Annotated in this window: 13 protein-coding genes and 1 rRNA gene; 3 read left to right on the forward strand and 11 right to left on the reverse strand. The window is 74.5% G+C overall.

Annotated elements, in window-relative coordinates; all coding sequences use genetic code 11:
- Nucleotides 1-256 precede the first annotated feature (256 nt).
- Nucleotides 257-2,089 carry a glycoside hydrolase family 15 protein gene (locus ABT026_RS06295; protein WP_351112732.1) on the forward strand — a complete coding sequence of 611 codons (1,833 nt, stop codon included), beginning with the start codon at nt 257-259 and terminating at the stop codon, nt 2,087-2,089.
- A gap of 281 nt (nt 2,090-2,370) precedes the next feature.
- Here ABT026_RS06295 and ABT026_RS06300 read toward each other — a convergent pair whose 3' ends face one another.
- The 5 genes from ABT026_RS06300 to ABT026_RS06320 all read right to left on the reverse strand — a co-directional run bounded on the left by ABT026_RS06300 (nt 2,371) and on the right by ABT026_RS06320 (nt 7,568).
- Entirely contained in the window at nt 2,371-3,534 is a 1,164-nt protein-coding gene (locus ABT026_RS06300) for a glycosyltransferase family 4 protein (RefSeq protein WP_351112734.1), read from the reverse strand.
- A gap of 195 nt (nt 3,535-3,729) precedes the next feature.
- The gene (gene recN / locus ABT026_RS06305; protein ID WP_351112789.1) at nt 3,730-5,457 is read right to left on the reverse strand and encodes a DNA repair protein RecN; all 1,728 of its coding nucleotides are present in this window, start codon (nt 5,455-5,457) and stop codon (nt 3,730-3,732) included.
- 89 nt (nt 5,458-5,546) lie between these two features.
- Nucleotides 5,547-6,464, reverse strand: a complete 918-nt coding sequence (locus ABT026_RS06310; protein WP_351112736.1) for an NAD kinase — start codon at nt 6,462-6,464, stop codon at nt 5,547-5,549.
- On the reverse strand, nt 6,461-7,276 hold the full coding sequence (locus ABT026_RS06315; protein WP_351112738.1) for a TlyA family RNA methyltransferase: 816 nt from the start codon (nt 7,274-7,276) through the stop codon (nt 6,461-6,463). Before ABT026_RS06315 ends, ABT026_RS06310 begins: the two co-directional genes overlap by 4 nt.
- Before the next feature lie 7 nt (nt 7,277-7,283).
- Nucleotides 7,284-7,568, reverse strand: coding sequence for a hypothetical protein (locus ABT026_RS06320; protein ID WP_351112740.1), 285 nt, complete (start codon nt 7,566-7,568; stop codon nt 7,284-7,286).
- A 42-nt stretch (nt 7,569-7,610) separates the two neighbouring features.
- On the opposite strand from ABT026_RS06320, the gene ABT026_RS06325 reads away from it, so the two are divergent.
- The gene (locus ABT026_RS06325; protein WP_351112742.1) at nt 7,611-7,958 is read left to right on the forward strand and encodes an SCP2 sterol-binding domain-containing protein; all 348 of its coding nucleotides are present in this window, start codon (nt 7,611-7,613) and stop codon (nt 7,956-7,958) included.
- Nucleotides 7,959-7,999: 41 nt separating this feature from the next.
- Here ABT026_RS06325 and ABT026_RS06330 read toward each other — a convergent pair whose 3' ends face one another.
- The 4 genes from ABT026_RS06330 to ABT026_RS06345 form a co-directional block, all read right to left on the reverse strand.
- A complete protein-coding gene (locus ABT026_RS06330) occupies nt 8,000-8,830 on the reverse strand; it encodes an ABC transporter ATP-binding protein (RefSeq protein WP_351112744.1) in 831 nt (276 codons plus the stop codon).
- Between the two features lie 41 nt (nt 8,831-8,871).
- Nucleotides 8,872-9,894, reverse strand: a complete 1,023-nt coding sequence (locus ABT026_RS06335; protein WP_351112790.1) for a FecCD family ABC transporter permease — start codon at nt 9,892-9,894, stop codon at nt 8,872-8,874.
- 56 nt (nt 9,895-9,950) lie between these two features.
- Nucleotides 9,951-11,006 carry a FecCD family ABC transporter permease gene (locus ABT026_RS06340; RefSeq protein WP_351112746.1) on the reverse strand — a complete coding sequence of 352 codons (1,056 nt, stop codon included), beginning with the start codon at nt 11,004-11,006 and terminating at the stop codon, nt 9,951-9,953.
- 151 nt (nt 11,007-11,157) lie between these two features.
- On the reverse strand, nt 11,158-12,189 hold the full coding sequence (locus tag ABT026_RS06345) for an HAD hydrolase-like protein (protein ID WP_351112748.1): 1,032 nt from the start codon (nt 12,187-12,189) through the stop codon (nt 11,158-11,160).
- 84 nt (nt 12,190-12,273) lie between these two features.
- On the opposite strand from ABT026_RS06345, the gene ABT026_RS06350 reads away from it, so the two are divergent.
- Nucleotides 12,274-13,569: a DUF1015 family protein gene (locus ABT026_RS06350; RefSeq protein WP_351112750.1), complete on the forward strand. Its 1,296-nt coding sequence runs from the start codon at nt 12,274-12,276 to the stop codon at nt 13,567-13,569.
- Nucleotides 13,570-13,660: 91 nt separating this feature from the next.
- On the opposite strand, the gene ABT026_RS06355 is transcribed toward ABT026_RS06350, so the two are convergent.
- Both ABT026_RS06355 and rrf read right to left on the reverse strand, forming a co-directional pair.
- Nucleotides 13,661-14,593, reverse strand: coding sequence for a tetratricopeptide repeat protein (locus ABT026_RS06355; RefSeq protein WP_351112792.1), 933 nt, complete (start codon nt 14,591-14,593; stop codon nt 13,661-13,663).
- A gap of 1,545 nt (nt 14,594-16,138) precedes the next feature.
- A 5S ribosomal RNA gene (rrf, locus tag ABT026_RS06360) occupies nt 16,139-16,231 on the reverse strand; the annotation flags it as partial.

The following is a 16,231-nucleotide window of genomic DNA, read 5'->3' on the forward strand; positions in this document are numbered from 1 at the left end:
TGTTGCCCCGAGCGTCGCGCGCATCATCATCATGCGTCGTATCCTGCTCGGACACTCGCTGACCGCCCGGCCGGGCAAGACGGCACCACCCAAGCCCGTGTCACAGGCCGTGTCCCCGGATACACCGGACATACGGGAGCGTCAGCTCACACTCAAGCGAACTACAGATTCTTTCCGCTTCACTCCCCCTTTGACTTGACCGCAAGAGAGCGACCGTCCCTGCCGGGACGATGTGGCCGTTCGACTGGAGTTGCACGTGGCCGGGCGTATCGAGGACTACGCACTCATCGGAGACATGCAGACCGCCGCCCTGGTCTGCCGGGACGGCACGGTGGACTGGCTGTGCCTGCCCCGCTTCGACTCGCAGGCCATTTTCGCCGGCCTGCTGGGCACCGAGGATCACGGGTTCTGGCGCGTCGGGCCCGCCCACGCGCCGGAGGCCGAAGCGCCCGCCGCCACCCGCCGCCGCTACCGGGGCGACTCACTCGTCCTGGAGTCGGAGTGGGACACCCCGGAGGGCACCGTCCGGGTGACCGATTTCATGCCGCCGCGTGACGGGGCCCCGCAGGTCGTCCGGATCGTGGAGGGCGTGTCGGGCACGGTCCCCATGCGCTCCGCGCTGCGGATGCGGTTCTCCTACGGCCGCATCGTGCCCTGGGTGCACCGCCGCAACGGGCGTCTGGTCGGCGTCGCCGGCCCGGACTCCGTGTGGTTCGACACCGACGTGCTCGAGGCGGCCGGTGAGGAGGACGACCTGACGACCTTCGGCCAGGACCTCACCACCTACACCGATTTCGACGTCTCCGAGGGCGACCGGTTCGGCTTCACGCTGTCCTGGCAGCCCTCGCACAAGGAGCCGCCGCCGCTGCCGGAGCCGGAGCAGTCGCTGGCGGCGACCGACGACTTCTGGCGCGAGTGGGTCGCCCTGTGCACGTACCACGGCCCCTACCGGGAGGCCGTGATCCGTTCGCTGATCACGCTGAAGGCGCTCACCTACGCGCCCACCGGCGGCATCGTCGCCGCGCCGACCACCTCGCTGCCCGAGGAGATCGGCGGCGTCCGCAACTGGGACTACCGCTACACCTGGCTGCGTGACGCGGCGATCACCCTGTCCTCGCTGCTGCGCACCGGCTACCGCGAGGAGGCCCGCGCCTGGCGCGAGTGGCTGCTGCGGGCGGTCGCGGGCGACCCGGAGAACCTGCAGATCATGTACGGCATCGCCGGCGAGCGCGAGCTCGGCGAGGCGGAGCTGGACTGGCTGCCGGGCTACGAGAACTCCGCCCCGGTCCGGGTCGGCAACGGCGCGGCCCACCAGCTGCAGCTGGACGTCTACGGCGAGACGATCGAGGCGCTGCACCTGGCGCACATGACCGGCCTGTCCCGCAACGACTACGCCTCGCAGCTCCAGCTGAAGCTGATCCGCTACCTGGAGAACCACTGGAACCAGCCGGACGAGGGCATCTGGGAGGTGCGCGGCCCGCGCCGCCACTTCGTGCACTCCAAGGTCATGGCCTGGGTGGCGGTGGACCGCACCATCAAGCTGGTCGAGTCCGGCGACGCGGAGGGTCCGCTGGAGCGGTGGCGGGAGCTGCGCGACGACATCCACCGGGACGTCTGCGAGAAGGGCTACGACCCGGAGCGCAACACCTTCACCCAGTCGTACGGCTCGCAGGAGCTGGACGCGTCGCTGCTGCTGATCCCGCAGGTCGGGTTCCTTCCGCCGGACGACAAGCGGGTCATCGGCACGATCGAGGCGATCCAGCGGGAGCTGTCGACGCCGGACGGGTTCATCCTGCGCTACCCCACCCATCCGGGTGAGGACAACGTGGACGGCCTGGCGGGCGACGAGGGGGCGTTCCTGGCCTGTTCCTTCTGGATGGCGGACGACCTGGCGATGATCGGGCGGGTCGACGAGGCGCGGCGGCTGTTCGAGAAGCTGCTGTCGCTGCGCAACGACCTGGGCCTGCTGGCGGAGGAGTGGGACTCCAAGCACCAGCGTCAGGTGGGCAACTTCCCCCAGGCCTTCAGCCACGTCCCGCTCATCGACACCGCCCTGCGCCTCACCGCCTCCGGCGCCTACGGCGGCTGACCCTCCACCTCACGGGCCCGCGCCCCCACCGCCCCGGCGGCCGGGGGCCGGGCCCGTCCACGTACACCCGAACCCCGCTGCCCCTGGGGGGCGGGACCGTGCCTGCCGGTACTGCGGGCGCCTGGGCCGCCCAGGGGGCGATTGCCCGCAGGGGTGCGGGAGTGCAGGTCCGCACCGCAAGGGTGGCCACCCGGTCCTCGTCCGCCACCCCACCCCCGGGGCCGGGAAAGGTCCGGTCGTCGGTCATGGACGGCACCGTACCGTCGGGGACCGACAGTCCCTCAGGGGAGCGGCAGGGGCTGGGCGAGCTCGTCGTAGACGCTGAGGACCTGGGCGACCGTCTCGTCCTCGGTGGGCCACGCCGCGGCCTGCGAGACTCCCCGCCGCACCAGTTCCTCCCGCCACGCCGCGTCGGCGAGGACCGTGGAGACCTTCCCGGCGAGGGCGCCGGCGTCGCCCGCGGGCACCAGTTCCGCCCCGTCGCCGACCAGTTCGGCCATCCCCGGCAGGTCCGCCGCGACCAGCGGGACGCCCGCGTGCAGCGCCTCCTGGGCGAGCAGGGAGCGGCCCTCCGCGCAGTCCGGCACCACCGCCACGTCCGCCGCCGTCAGCAGGGACGCCAGGTCCTCCCGCCGCCCCAACAGCCGTACCGGCAGCCCTTCCTGTTCGATCCGCTGCTGCAACTCCCCCCGCAGCGAGCCCTCTCCGCACACCACGACCAGCGGGCCGTCCCCCGCGCCCCGCCACCGTCGCGCGGCGTCCAGCAGCAGCCGGTGGCCGCGGCCCTCCTCCAGGGCGCCCACCGCGAGGACCAGCGGCCGCCCCAGCGCGCCGAGTTCGGCCCGCAGCTTCGCCCGCCGGTCGCCGTCGAGGTCGCCGCCGCGGTCTCCCCCGGCAAGCCGTGCCCCACCCGGTGGCAGGGCGCGCGGCAGGCCCACGGCCGACAGCCGCGCGTCCCGCGCGCCCCGCCGCCGGGCCCGGTCCACCAGGCCGGAGGAGGTCCCGAGGACCACCGCGGCCGCCCGCACCACCCGCCGCTCCAGCACCTTCAGCACCGCGGCCCGCGCCGCGCCCTCGGCCCTGGCCCGGTTGTGCCAGGTCACCACCAGCGGCGTACGGCGGCCACCCAGCGCCAGCACGGTGCGGAACGAGGCGTGCAGCCCGTGCGCGTGCACCACGTCGGCGTCGGCGCACGCGATGCGCAGTGCCGCCACCGAGGCGGGATCGCTGCTGCGCGGGATCGGCACGTGCCGCGCCCCGACGGCGGTGAACCCGTAGGTGTGTTCGGTGTCGCTGGGGGCGCACACCGTCACCCGCACGCCCCTGGCGACCAGGCCGGCGCTCAGCGACCGCACATGGGTGCTCCCGGCCGCACTGCCACCGGTCACCTGGACGGTGCGCAGCGGCGTGAGGCCGGTGGGGGCGGGGGTGTTCACAAGGGTCACGGGCGCCTGGGCTCCTGGTCGAGCGTCGTGCGGTCTTCGTGCGGTCGGTCACCGGGGTGCGGCGGCCGGGCGGCGGGCCCGCGAGGGTCCCCCGCCGCCCGCCCGTGCTCGTTCGGTCGCCGCCTAGGATGCCAGAGCCCGGGCGGCCCGCCGACCGGCTCCACCCGCACGGCCCAGCCGCACGGGCCGCTGCGCTCAGAGTTCGGCGCGCGCCGCCGCCGCCGACTCCAGGAGCTCCTCGGCGTGGGCCCGGGCCGTCTCGGAGTCCTCCTGGCCCGCCATCATCCGCGACAGCTCACGGATCCGGTCCTCCCCCTCGAGCACCTTCACGCCCGAACGGGTGACCGACCCGTCGCTGGTCTTCTCCACGAGCAGCTGCCGGTCGGCGAACGCCGCCACCTGCGGCAGATGGGTGACGACGACGACCTGTGCGGTCCGCGCCAGCCGGGCGAGACGACGCCCGATCTCCACCGCGGCCTTGCCACCGACCCCCGCGTCGACCTCGTCGAACAGGTAGGTCGGGACGGGGTCGGTGCCGGCGAAGACCACCTCGACGGCGAGCATCACCCGCGACAGCTCACCACCGGACGCGCCCTTGGCGATCGGCCGCGCCGGGGCGCCGGGGTGCGGGGCGAGCAGCAGCTCGACCTCGTCGACGCCGGCCGGCCCGTAGGCGACCGTGCGGCCGCCGACCTCAACGCCCTCGGGGTCCTCGGTCTGCCGGACGGAGAACGAGACCCGCGCGTGCGGCATGGCCAGCGAGGCCAGCTCCTCGGTGACCGCGGCGGCGAACCGCTCGGCGGCCTCGGTGCGCGCGTCGGTCAACTGCTGGGCAAGCGTGCCGAGTTCGACGCGCAGCGCGTCCCGCTCGGCGGTGAGGTCGCCCACCCGGTCGTCGTCGCCCTCGAGCTCGGTGAGCCGGGCGGCCGACTGCTCCGCCCAGGCCAGCACCGCGGCGACGTCCTCGCCGTACTTGCGCGTCAGCGCGGTCAGCGCGGCCCGGCGCTCCTCCACGGCGGCGAGCCGGCGCGGGTCGGCGTCCAGGTTCCCGGCGTACCCGGCGAGTTCGCCGGAGACGTCGGCGAGCAGGATGCCGATCTCGCCGACCCGGTCGGCCAGCGCGGCCAGCGCCGGGTCGTGCGAGCGGACCGCCTCCAGGGCGCGCTGGGCGCCCGAGACGAGGGCGCCGGCGTCGACGCCCTCGGGGTCCTCCGGGTCGCCGGCCAGCGCGGTGTGCGCGACGGTGGCGGCCTGCGCCAGCGCCTCGGCGTGCCCGAGCCGCTGCGCCTCGGCGGCCAGCTCGGTGTCCTCGCCCTGCCGCGGCTCGACGGCGTTGATCTCCTCCAGGCCGTACCGGAGCAGGTCGGCCTCCTGGGCGCGCTCACGGGCCCGGGTGGTGATCTCCTCCAGCTCGGCGGAGACCGCCCGCAGCCGCCGGTAGGCGTCCGTGTACTTCTCCAGCGGGCCGGCCACCGCCGCGCCCGCGTACCGGTCCAGTGCCTGGCGCTGGCGGTTCTGCTTCAGCAGGCCCTGCTGGTCGGTCTGCCCGTGCACCGCGACCAGGTCGTCGGCCAGCTCCGCGAGGAGCCCCACGGGCACGCCGCGGCCGCCCAGGTGGGCGCGCGAGCGGCCCTCGGCGGAGACCGTGCGGCTGATCAGCAGGGCGCCGTCGTCGAGCTCGGCGCCGGCCTCCTCGGCACGGGTGACGACGGACGCGCCGGCGGGCAGCGCGATGCGGCCCTCGACCACCGCGTTCTTCGCGCCGATCCGCACCAGGGCGGGATCGGCGCGTCCGCCGAGCAGCAGACCGAGGCTGGTGACGACCATCGTCTTGCCCGCGCCGGTCTCGCCCGTGACGGCGGTGAAACCGGGGGACAGCTCGACGACCGCGTCGTCGATGACTCCGAGCGACCGTATCCGCATCTCCTCCAACACGCCCCCGACCTTACGAGGTCTTCGGCCATGATCGCGACGCGCCCCCGTCCGGGCGTGCCGCCCGCGGGCGCCGCCGGTCAGTGCGGCGCGCCGCGCCAGCCGGAGACGGGGAGGGCGAACTTGGCCACCAGCCGGTCGGTGAACGAGGCGTGGTGCAGCCGCGCCAGCCGCACCGGAACGGCGCCCCGGCGGACCTCCACCCGCGCCCCGGGCGGGAGTTCGACCGTGCGCCGGCCGTCGCACCACAGCACGCCGGGCGGGATGTGCGGCAGCACCTCCACCACCAGCACCGAGTCCGGCGAGGTGACCAGCGGCTTGGCGAACAGCGCGTGCGCGCTGATCGGCACCATCAGCAGCGCCTCGACCTCGGGCCACACCACCGGCCCGCCGGCCGAGAAGGCGTAGGCGGTCGATCCGGTGGGCGTGGCGCAGATGATCCCGTCGCAGCCGAAGCCGGTCACCGGCCGTCCGTCGATCTCCAGGACGACCTCGAGGAGCTTCTCCGCGGAGACCTTCTGCACGGCGGCCTCGTTGAGCGCCCAGTCGGTGTGGACGACGCTGCCGTTGCGGTGCACCTCCACGTCGACCGTCATTCGCTCCTCGACCTCGTAGTCGCGGGCGACCACCCGCTCCACGACCTGGTCGAGCGCGTCCCGTTCGGCCTCGGCGAGGAAGCCGACCCGGCCCAGGTTGACGCCGAGCATCGGCACGCCGGAGGCGCGGGCGAACTCCGCGCCGCGCAGCAGGGTGCCGTCGCCGCCGAGGACGACCAGCAGCTCGCATCCGTCCAGGCAGGCGGGCGTGGCCTCGGCGACCGTCCGCACGCTGTCCGGCAGCGGCAGGTCGTGCGCCTCGGACTCCAGCACCCGCACGCCGAGCCCGGCGTCGAGCAGCCCGCGCACCACCAGTTCGGCGCTGCGGATGGCCGCGGGGCGCCCCGTGTGGGCGAGCAGGAAGACCGTGCGGTCCTGCCCGTCCGTTCTGCTCTCGCTCAACGCGGCCCCTCCGCCACTGCGCGTTCGACGTCGGCCGGGTCCAGGGCGGGCGCCCCGGCACGCAGCCACAGGAAGTACTCGACGTTCCCGGACGGTCCGGGCAGCGGGCTGGCGGTGACGCCGAGGACGCCGAGCCCCAGCTCGCCGGCCCGCCGCGCGACCTCCCGCACCGCCTCGGCGCGCAGCTCCGGGCTGCGCACCACGCCTCCGCTACCGAGGCGTTCCTTGCCCACCTCGAACTGCGGCTTGACCATCAGCACCAGGTCCGCGTCGGGCGCCGTGCAGCGCACCAGGGCGGGCAGCACCAGGCCTAGCGGGATGAACGACAGGTCGCCGACGACCAGGTCCACGGGCACGCCGTCGATCTGCTCGACGGTCAGCTCCCGGACGTTCGTGCGGTCCTTCACCGTCACCCGGTCGTCGCTCTGCAGCGACCAGGCGAGCTGCCCGTAGCCGACGTCGACGGCCACCACGTGGGCCGCGCCGGCGCGCAGCAGCACGTCGGTGAACCCGCCGGTGGAGGCGCCGGCGTCTAGCGCCCGCCGTCCCTCGACCTTCAGGCCCCGCGGCACGAACGCCTCCAGCGCGCCGGCCAGCTTGTGGCCGCCCCGCGAGACGTACTCGGGGTCGCTGTCGTCCTCGGCGACCACGATCGCCGCCGCGGTCTCCACCTGGGTGGCGGGCTTGGTCGCCACGGCCTTGCCGACGGTGACCCGCCCGGCGGCGATCAGCTGGCTCGCGTGCTCCCGCGAGCGGGCCAGCTTCCTGCGCACCAGTTCGGCGTCGAGACGGCGGCGTGCCACTCCTGCCACGTTCGGTTCAGCTCCTGTTGTCGTGCGGCATCGACGCGATGGGGTTGTCCAGCGCGGTGAGCGCCTCGCGCAGCGCCCCGTGTACATCCTCGTACACCTCGAGGTGGCCGTCGGCGGCGAGGTGGTCGGCGTCGGCGAGGCGCTCCAGCGCGGTGTCGACCCGGGCGTCGCCGGTGGGCGTGCGGGGCACCCCGAGCGGGGCGGGGGCGGCCGGCTCGTCGGCCGGGTCGCCGGCCTGCTCCTGCGCCCCTTCGGCCTCCTCGGCCGCCGGTTCGGGTGGTGTGTCGCTCATGGCACGACGCTACCGCGTGGAGCGGGGGTACCGTCTGTCGCGATGGCCACGATCGAGGAGTGCCGTGCGGCACTGGAGGAGCTCGCCGGGCGTCTGGCGTCCGCGTCGGCGGCGGTGCGGGAGGCGGCGGGGGTCGAGCGGACCCTGAGCTACCACGTCACCGATCTGGACGTCACCTTCACCGGGCGGCTGTCCGGGGGCCTCCTGGAGGTGCGGGACGTCGTTCCCGGGCGGCCCTCCGAACCGGCCCGCATCCGTCTCTCCACCACCGGCGACGACCTCCTCGCCCTGGTCGCCGGCACCCTCGCCTTCCCCCGCGCCTGGGCCACCGGCCGCCTGACCCTCGAAGCCCCCCTCCGCGACCTCCTCCACCTCCGAACCCTCCTGTGACCTCACCGGACCCCCGCCGGCGGGGAAGGCGGGACGCGGGGCTACGCCGGGGAGGTGGCGCGGGTCTTGCGGGAGGCGGGGACGACCAGCGGGGTGGAGGTCTCCGGGTCCGGGATCACCTGGCAGCGGATCCCGAACACCCGCTCCACCAGCTCCGCCGTCACCACGTCCCCCGGCGCCCCCTCCGCGACGACCTCACCCTCCCGCAGCGCGATCAGATGCGTCGCGTACCGCGCCGCGTGGTTGAGGTCGTGCAGGACCGCCACCAGCGTCCGCCCGTGCTCCTCGTGCAGCTCCGCGCACAGGTCGAGCACGTCGAGCTGGTGCTGGATGTCCAGGTACGTGGTCGGCTCGTCCAGCAGCAGCAGCGGCGTCTCCTGGGCGAGCGCCATCGCGATCCACACCCGCTGCCGCTGCCCTCCGGAGAGCTCGTCGACGTACCGGTCCCCCAGCCCGGCGACGCCGGTGCGCTCCATGGACTCCTGGACCACCCGCTCGTCCTCGGGGGACCACTGCCGCAGCAGCCCCTGGTGCGGGTAACGGCCGCGGGCCACCAGGTCGGCGACCGTGATGCCGTCCGGGGCGACCGACGACTGCGGCAGCAGCCCGAGCGTGCGCGCCACCTTCTTCGCCGGCAGCGACTGGATGACCTGCCCGTCCAGCAGCACCCGCCCCTCGCTGGGCCGCAGCATCCGCGACAGCGCCCGCAGCAGCGTCGACTTCCCGCAGGCGTTGGGGCCGACGATCACCGTGAACGAGTTGTCGGGGATCTCCACCGACAACTCCCGCGCGATGACGCGCTGCTCGTAGGCGAGGGTGACGTTCTCGGCCGACAGTCGGTTGTCCACGGCGCCGGTGCTCCTCTTCCCCATGTGCTTCATGCCCGTCGTTCCGACGCCGTCGCGGCGCGTGCTCATACCCGTCCGGCCTTCCGCTCGGCCACCAGCAGCCACAGCAGGTAGACGCCGCCCAGCCCGCCGGTGACCACACCGACCGGCAGCTGGTCGGAGCCGAAGGCCCGCTGCGACAGCAGGTCCGCGACGATCAGCAGGGCCGCGCCCATGGCCATGGACGGCACCAGGTTGGGCCCCGGCGTCCGGGTGAGCCGCCGCGCGAGCTGCGGCGCGGTGAGCGCCACGAACGCCACCGGCCCGGCCGCCGCCGTCGCGGCCGACGCCAGCAGCACCGCGCAGCCCAGCATCACCAGCCGCACCCGCTCGACGCGCACGCCCAGCGCGTAGGACGCGTCGTCACCCATCTCCGTCATCCGCAGACCCCGCTCGTTGGCCAGCACCAGCGGCACCAGCACCACGCACAGCGCCAGCAGCGGCCACACCTGGGCCCAGTCCCGTCCGGACAGCGAGCCGGTCATCCACACCACGGCCCGCGCGGCGTCGACCATGTCGGCCTTGGTGATCAGGTAGCTGTTGACCGCGGTCATCACCGCGCTGACACCGATGCCGACCAGCACCAGCCGGTAGCCGTGCACGCCGCGCTTCCAGGCCAGCAGGTAGATCGCCGTGCCGGTGACCAGTCCGCCGACCAGCGCCCCGGCCGTCACGGCGGCGGCGCTGCCGGAGAACAGCACGATCATGGTCAGCGCGCCCGCCGTCGCGCCCTGGCCGAGGCCGAGGATGTCCGGGCTGCCCAGCGGGTTGCGCGAGACGGCCTGGAACAGCGCGCCGGCCAGCCCCAGCGCGGCGCCGACCAGCAGTCCCACCAGCACCCGCGGCAGCCGCAGTTCCTGCACGATCAGTTCGTCGGCCGGGTGTCCCTCGCCGAACAGCACGCCCAGCACGTCCGAGAAGGACATCGGGAAGTCGCCGGTGCCGATCAGCACCACCGCCGCGGCGAACGCGACGAGGGCCAGCACCGCGACCACGGCCACCGCGCGCACCCGGATCCGCAGCGAGACGCGCCCGCCGATCCGCAGCACGGGCTGCGCGGTGGTCCGGCGCCCGGCGCCCGGACGTGGGGAGGTCTTCGGGGTTGTCACAGCTGCGCCGTCCTCCGCCGTCGGACCAGGAAGATGAAGAGCGGCCCGCCGATGACCGCCGTGACGATGCCGACCTGCAGCTCGGACGGCCGCACCACGACCCGCCCGATCACGTCGGCGCCCAGCAGCAGCACCGGGGAGAGCACGGTGGCGTACGGCAGGATCCAGCGCAGGTCCGGCCCGGTGAAGGAGCGCACCACGTGCGGGACCATCAGCCCGACGAAGACGATCGGCCCGCAGGCCGCGGTGGCCGCCCCGCACAGCAGGGTGGCCGCGAGCATGGACAGCGCCCGGGTCCGGTTGAGGTGGGCGCCGAGCGCCCGGGCGGTGTCGTCGCCCATCTCCATCGCGTTCAGCGGGCGGGCCAGCGCCAGTGCCAGCACCGTGCCGACGGCGATGAACGGCAGCACCTGTCCGATGCTCTGCCAGGACGCGGCGCCCAGCGAGCCGACGGTCCAGAACCGCATCCGCCCCAGCGCCGCCTCGTCGAGGATCATCAGCGCCTGCAGGTAGCCCTGGAGCGCGGCGGCGATCGCCATGCCCGCGAGCGCCAGCCTGACCGGCGTCGCACCCCGGCTGCCGCCGAGGAACCACACCAGCGCGCCCACCACCATGGCACCCGCGAAGGCGAACCACACGTAGCCGCCGACCGAGGTGACGCCGAAGAAGGTGATGGCCGTGACCACCGCCGCCGAGGCGCCCGCGTTGATGCCGAGCAGGCCGGGGTCGGCGAGCGGGTTGCGGGTCAGCGCCTGGAGCACCGCTCCGGCCAGACCGAGCGCCGCGCCCGCCAGCAGTCCCAGCACGGTCCGCGACAGCCGCTCCCCCACGACGACGTCGCCGTAGGTTCCGGTGTCCGCGAAGAGCCCGTGCCAGACCTGGCCCATGGTCAGAGGCTTGGCGCCGACCGCGATGCTCGCCGTCGCGACGACGACCAGCAGCACGAGGGCCGCCACCAGGCCGACGGCCTTGGCGGCGGAGCGCCGCCGCTGCCGTGGGGCCTCTGCGGACGGCGGCGCGACGCGCTGCGTGGAGGGAGTGTCTGTGAACACCCGGTTAGGTTAACCTAACCAACCTGCGGCCCCGCTCCCCCGTTCCCCTCCCGCACACGTGATCCCCGATCCGCTCCCGGAGGAGCCCCGCCGGCCCTGCGCCGACCGCACGCCGACCGCACGGCGGCCCTGCGCCGGCACCCTCCGCCGGTCAGAGACCCAGCCGGGCCAGCGCCTTCCCCGCGTCGAGGGAGCAGGCCTCCTGCCCGCCGGCCGTCCACGCCGCCGCACACAGCGCCCGCAGCCCGTCCATCGGCCCGCCGTCCCCGTCCAGCGTCAGCTCCTTGGGGCCGGCCGCCGCCGTCCAGCCGCCGCACCGGAACCCGTCGCCCTCCGGCGTCACCTCGGGCTGCGGCGCCAGCAGCCCCCGCAGGTCGGCGTCGACGTAGGTGGGCCGGTGTTCCGGCACCGCCGCCAGCAGCCGGGCCGCGTCGGTGACGCCGGTCAGCACCAGCAGCGAGTCCACGTCCCCGTTGAACGCGCCCTCGATGTCGGTGTCCAGACGGTCCCCGACGACCAGCGGCCGCCGCGCACCGGTCCGCAGCACGGTCTCCCGGTGCATCGGCGGCAGCGGCTTGCCCGCCACCTTCGGCTCCGCGCCCGTGGCCAGCCGCACCACCTCGACCGCCGCGCCGTTCCCGGGCGCGATGCCGCGCGCCGTCGGCACCGTCAGGTCGGTGTTGGACGCGAACCACGGCAGTCCGCGGGCGATGGCGTAGCAGGCTTCCGCGAACCGCCCCCAGGCGATCTCGGGCCCGCCGTACCCCTGCACCACGGCGGCCGGGTCGTCGTCCGCCGACTCGACCGGCACCAGGCCGCGTTCCCGCAGCGCCACCCGCAGCCCCTCGCCGCCGATCACCAGCACCCGTGAGCCTTCCGGCAGCGCCTCGGCCACCAGCCGGGACACCGCCTGCGCCGAGGTGATCACCTCACCCGCCTCGGTCGGTATGCCGAGCTCCGTCAGGTGCTCCGCCACCGTGTCGGGCGTCCGCAGGGCGTTGTTGGTGACGTAGGCGAGGTGCATGCCCGCGTCCCGTGCGACGGCCAGCGAGTCCACCGCGTGCACGATGGCCTCCCCGCCCGCGTACACCACGCCGTCCAGGTCGAGCAGGGCCGTGTCGTAGGCCTCGCGCAGCACCTGCCCGCCGCTGCCCTCGGGCCGCGTCCTGACGGTCTGGCTCATGTCCATCGCTCCTTCTGCGCCGCTGGGGGTCCAGCCTCTTCCCCCGATGATCCCTCACGCCAGGTGCGCACTTACGATGCTCCAATGAGCACAGCAGGTCAGCACGGGGAGCAGGAGCGGCACGGACTCGAACTCAGCCCGTTCCGCGGCCTGCGGTACGCGGCCGGCCAGGTCCGCAGCCTGGCCGCCGTCACCTCCCCGCCCTACGACGTGGTGGTCCGCCCCGACGGCCTCCACCACCTGGAGGCCCTGGACCCGCACAACATCGTCCGGCTGATCCTCCCGCAGGCCCTCGACCCCGACGAGCGCAACGCACGCGCCGCCGCGACCCTGCGCCGCTGGCTCGACGACGGGGTGCTGACCGTCGAGGAGGAGCCCGCGCTCTACGTCTACGAGCAGCGCGCCGTCGACGGCACGCTGCAGCGCGGCCTGATCGGCGCCCTCCGTCTCTCCGACCCCGACGAGGGTGTGGTCCTCCCCCACGAGGACGTGATGCCCCATGTGGTGGCCGACCGCGCCGCCCTGATGCGGGCGACCTCCGCCAACCTCGAACCACTCCTGCTCTCCTACCGGAGCGACGGCGAGGCCTCCGGCGCTGCCGCCGTCGTCGAGGCCGCCGCGGTCCGCGAACCGCTGTTGTCCACCGTGACCGAGGACGGCGTCACCCACCGCCTGTGGGCCGTCACCGACCCCGCCGAACAGGCGACGGCCCAGGACGACCTGCGCGGCCGGCAGGCCCTCATCGCCGACGGCCACCACCGCTGGGCCACCTACCTCAGGCTCCGCGACTCCCAGCAGCCCTCTCCGGGCCCCTGGGACCACGGACTGGTGCTCCTGGTGGACACCACCCGCTATCCGCTGCGGGTCCGCGCCATCCACCGGCTGCTGCGCCGGCTGCCGGTCTCCGACGCCCTGGCCTCCCTGACCGGCCTGTTCCGCGTCCGCCGCCTGGACGTCCCCCTGCCCGAGGCTCTGGAGCACCTCGCGGCGGCGTCCGCCGAGGGCAACGCCTTCCTGCTCGCCGGCGACGGCGCCTTCCACCTCGCCGACCGCCCCGATCCCGACCTGCTCGCCCGCGCGGTGCCGTCCGGGCGGCCCGACGCCTGGCGTTCGATGGACGCCACCGTGCTGCACTGCGCGCTGCTCGAGCACGTGTGGCACGTCCCCGAGGACTCGCCGGAGCAGATCACCTACATCCACGACGCCGAGGCGACCGTCCGGAAGGCCGAACGGGAGGGCGGCACGGCCGTCCTGCTGAACCCGGTGCGCGAGGACGTGGTCCGCGAGCTGGCCCAGCAGGGCGTCACCGTGCCCCGCAAGTCCACCTCCTTCGGGCCTAAGCCGGCCTCCGGGCTGGTCCTTCGCCTGGTCGGGGAGTGACCCGGGGCGCGGAAACGAGAAAGGGCGGGGCCTCTTGGCCCCGCCCTTCCTCATTCCCTCACGCGTCGGGAGACGTGGAGGTCACCCGCTGTCAGACCTGGTCGTCGTCCTCGGACTTCTTCCGGTCGACGCCCTCGCGGCCCTCGTCGCCCTCATGGCCTTCGTGGCCCTCGGGCACGAAGTCGTCCGCGACGTCGTCGTCCTCGTCCTGCTCGTCGCGCTCGACCCCGGTGCGCCGCTCGTCGCGCTCCTCCGCGTCGTCGGCGTCGTCGTCCACGTCGTCGTCGGCGTGGGGCGCCTCGGCGACGGAACCGAGCGCCTGCTCGTCCTCGTCGGCGGCGTCCTCGTCCAGCGCGTCCACGAACTCCACGCCGTCCAGCTCGGCCAGCCGGTCCGAGGCGTCGGTGCTGCCGTCACGGTCGGACTCGACCGCCTTGGCGAACCACTCGCGCGCGTCCGACTCGCGCCCGGCCTCGAGCAGCGCGTCCGCGTAGGCGTACCGCAGCCGCGCGGTCCACGGGTGCACCGCGCTGGAGGCCAGCTCCGGGCTCTGCAGCGTCACGATCGCCGCGTCGAGCTGCCCCATGTCACGGCGGGCCCCCGCGGCGACCAGGCGCATCTCGACCTGGCCGGCCTTGTCCAGCCGCTGCACGTCGGGAGCGCCGGCCATGTCGAGGGCCTTCTCGGGACGGCCCATACCGCGCTCGCAGTCGGCCATCACGGGCCACAGCTCGACGTTGCCGGTCATCCGGCGGGCGGCACGGAACTCGGCCAGCGCCTCGGAGTACTTCTGGTTCGCGTAGGCGGCGAAGCCGGCGGCCTCACGCACCGCGGCGACACGCGACGCGAGCCGCAGCGCCACCCGGGAGTAGCCGTAGGCGCCCTCGGGGTCCTCGTCGATCAGCCGGGCGACCATCACCAGGTTGCGCGCGACGTCCTCGGCGAGCGTCTTCGGCAGGCTCTGGAGCTCCTGCTTGACGTCCTTGTCCAGTTCGTCGCCGGTGACCTCCTCGGGGATCGGCAGCCGCTTGATCGGCTCGCGGTCCCGCTCACGCTCCCGCTCCTCGCGGAAACGCCCGCCACCGCCACCACCGGCGCCACCGCGACGGTCGTCCCGGCCGCGGTACCCACCGCGGTCGTCGTCCCGACGGGGGCCACGGTCGTCGCGGCGGAAACCGCCACGGTCGCCGCCGCGGTCATCGCGGCCGCGGAAGCCACCGCGGTCACCGCCGCGGTCGTCACGGCCGCCGCGGAACCCACCACGGTCGTCGTCCCGGCGCGGGCCGCGGTCGTCACGACGGTCGAACCCGCCGCGGTCGCCACCACGGTCACCGCGGTCGTCCCGGCGCGGGGCACGGTCGTCGCGGCGGAAGCCGCCACGGTCGCCACCGCGGTCGTCACGGCCACGGAAGCCGCCGCGGTCACCGCCGCGGTCGTCACGGCCGCCGCGGAACCCACCACGGTCGTCGTCCCGGCGCGGACCGCGGTCGTCACGGCGCTCGAACCCACCACGGTCACCACGGTCGTCACGGCGGAAGCCACCCCGGTCGCCACCACGGTCGTCACGGCCACGGAAGTCGCTCCGCTGGGGCCGCTCGCCACGGCTGTCATCACGGCGGAAGCCGCCACGGTCACCGCCGCGGTCGTCACGGCCGCCGCGGAACCCACCACGGTCGTCGTCCCGACGCGGACCGCGGTCGTCACGGCGCTCGAACCCACCACGGTCACCACGGTCGTCCCGGCGCGGGGCACGGTCGTCGCGACGGAACCCGCCACGGTCGCCACCGCGGTCATCACGGCGGAAGCCACCACGGTCGTCATCGCGGCGCGGGCCACGGTCGTCACGGCGGAAACCGCCACGGTCGCCACCGCGGTCGCCGCCGCGGTCGAACTCGCGGCGCTCACCGCCACGATCGTCACGCCGGAACCCACCGCGGTCGTCATCACGGCGCGGGCCGCGGTCGTCGCGACGGAAACCGCCACGGTCCCCACCGCGGTCGTCGCGGCGGAAGCCCGGCCGGTCACCGCTGTCACGGCGGAACCCGGGACGGTCGCCACCCTCGCGGCGGAACCCACCGCGGTCGCCCCCGCGGTCGCCGCCACGGTCGTCGCGGCCGCGGAAGCCACCGCGGTCACCGCCGCGGTCGTCACGGCCACCGCGGAACCCACCACGGTCGTCGTCGCGGCGCGGGCCACGGTCATCACGACGGTCGAACCCGCCGCGGTCGCCCCCACGGTCACCGCGGTCGTCGCGGCGGAAGCCGCCACGGTCACCGCCACGGTCGTCACGCCGGCCGAAACCGCCGCGGTCGCCGCCGCCCTGGCGCGGGCCACGGTCGTCCCTGCGGAAGCCGCCGCGGTCTCCGCGGTCACCACCGTCCCGGCGGCGTGGCTCGCGCTCGGGGCGCTCGTCGGGAGAGTTGGTGGACATCGGTGACTCCTAGTCTTCGGTACTGCTAAGCATCGTCGCGCAGTCGGGTTCCCGTACTGCGGCAGAACAAAAAGGGGAAAAACAAAAAGGACCCCCAGCCCCAGCTGAACGCTGGGACCGAGGGTCCTCCAAAAAATTGTTCGGCGGCGTCCTACTCTCCCACAGGGTCCCCCCTGCAGTACCATCGGCGCTGTGAGGCTTAGCTTCCGGGTTCGGAATGTAACCGGGCGT

It is taken from the genome of Streptomyces sp. NPDC002734 (assembly GCF_040295685.1).
GTDB lineage: Bacteria > Actinomycetota > Actinomycetes > Streptomycetales > Streptomycetaceae > Streptomyces.

Excerpts from the sequence above, each read along its gene's own strand:
- recN (WP_351112789.1), bottom strand. The coding sequence starts at position 5,457 with ATGCGGATACGGTCGCTCGGAGTCATCGACGACGCGGTCGTCGAGCTG.
- ABT026_RS06320 (WP_351112740.1), bottom strand. The coding sequence starts at position 7,568 with ATGAGCGACACACCACCCGAACCGGCGGCCGAGGAGGCCGAAGGGGCG.
- ABT026_RS06325 (WP_351112742.1), top strand. The coding sequence starts at position 7,611 with ATGGCCACGATCGAGGAGTGCCGTGCGGCACTGGAGGAGCTCGCCGGG.
- ABT026_RS06330 (WP_351112744.1), bottom strand. The coding sequence starts at position 8,830 with ATGGGGAAGAGGAGCACCGGCGCCGTGGACAACCGACTGTCGGCCGAG.
- ABT026_RS06345 (WP_351112748.1), bottom strand. The coding sequence starts at position 12,189 with ATGAGCCAGACCGTCAGGACGCGGCCCGAGGGCAGCGGCGGGCAGGTG.
- ABT026_RS06350 (WP_351112750.1), top strand. The coding sequence starts at position 12,274 with ATGAGCACAGCAGGTCAGCACGGGGAGCAGGAGCGGCACGGACTCGAA.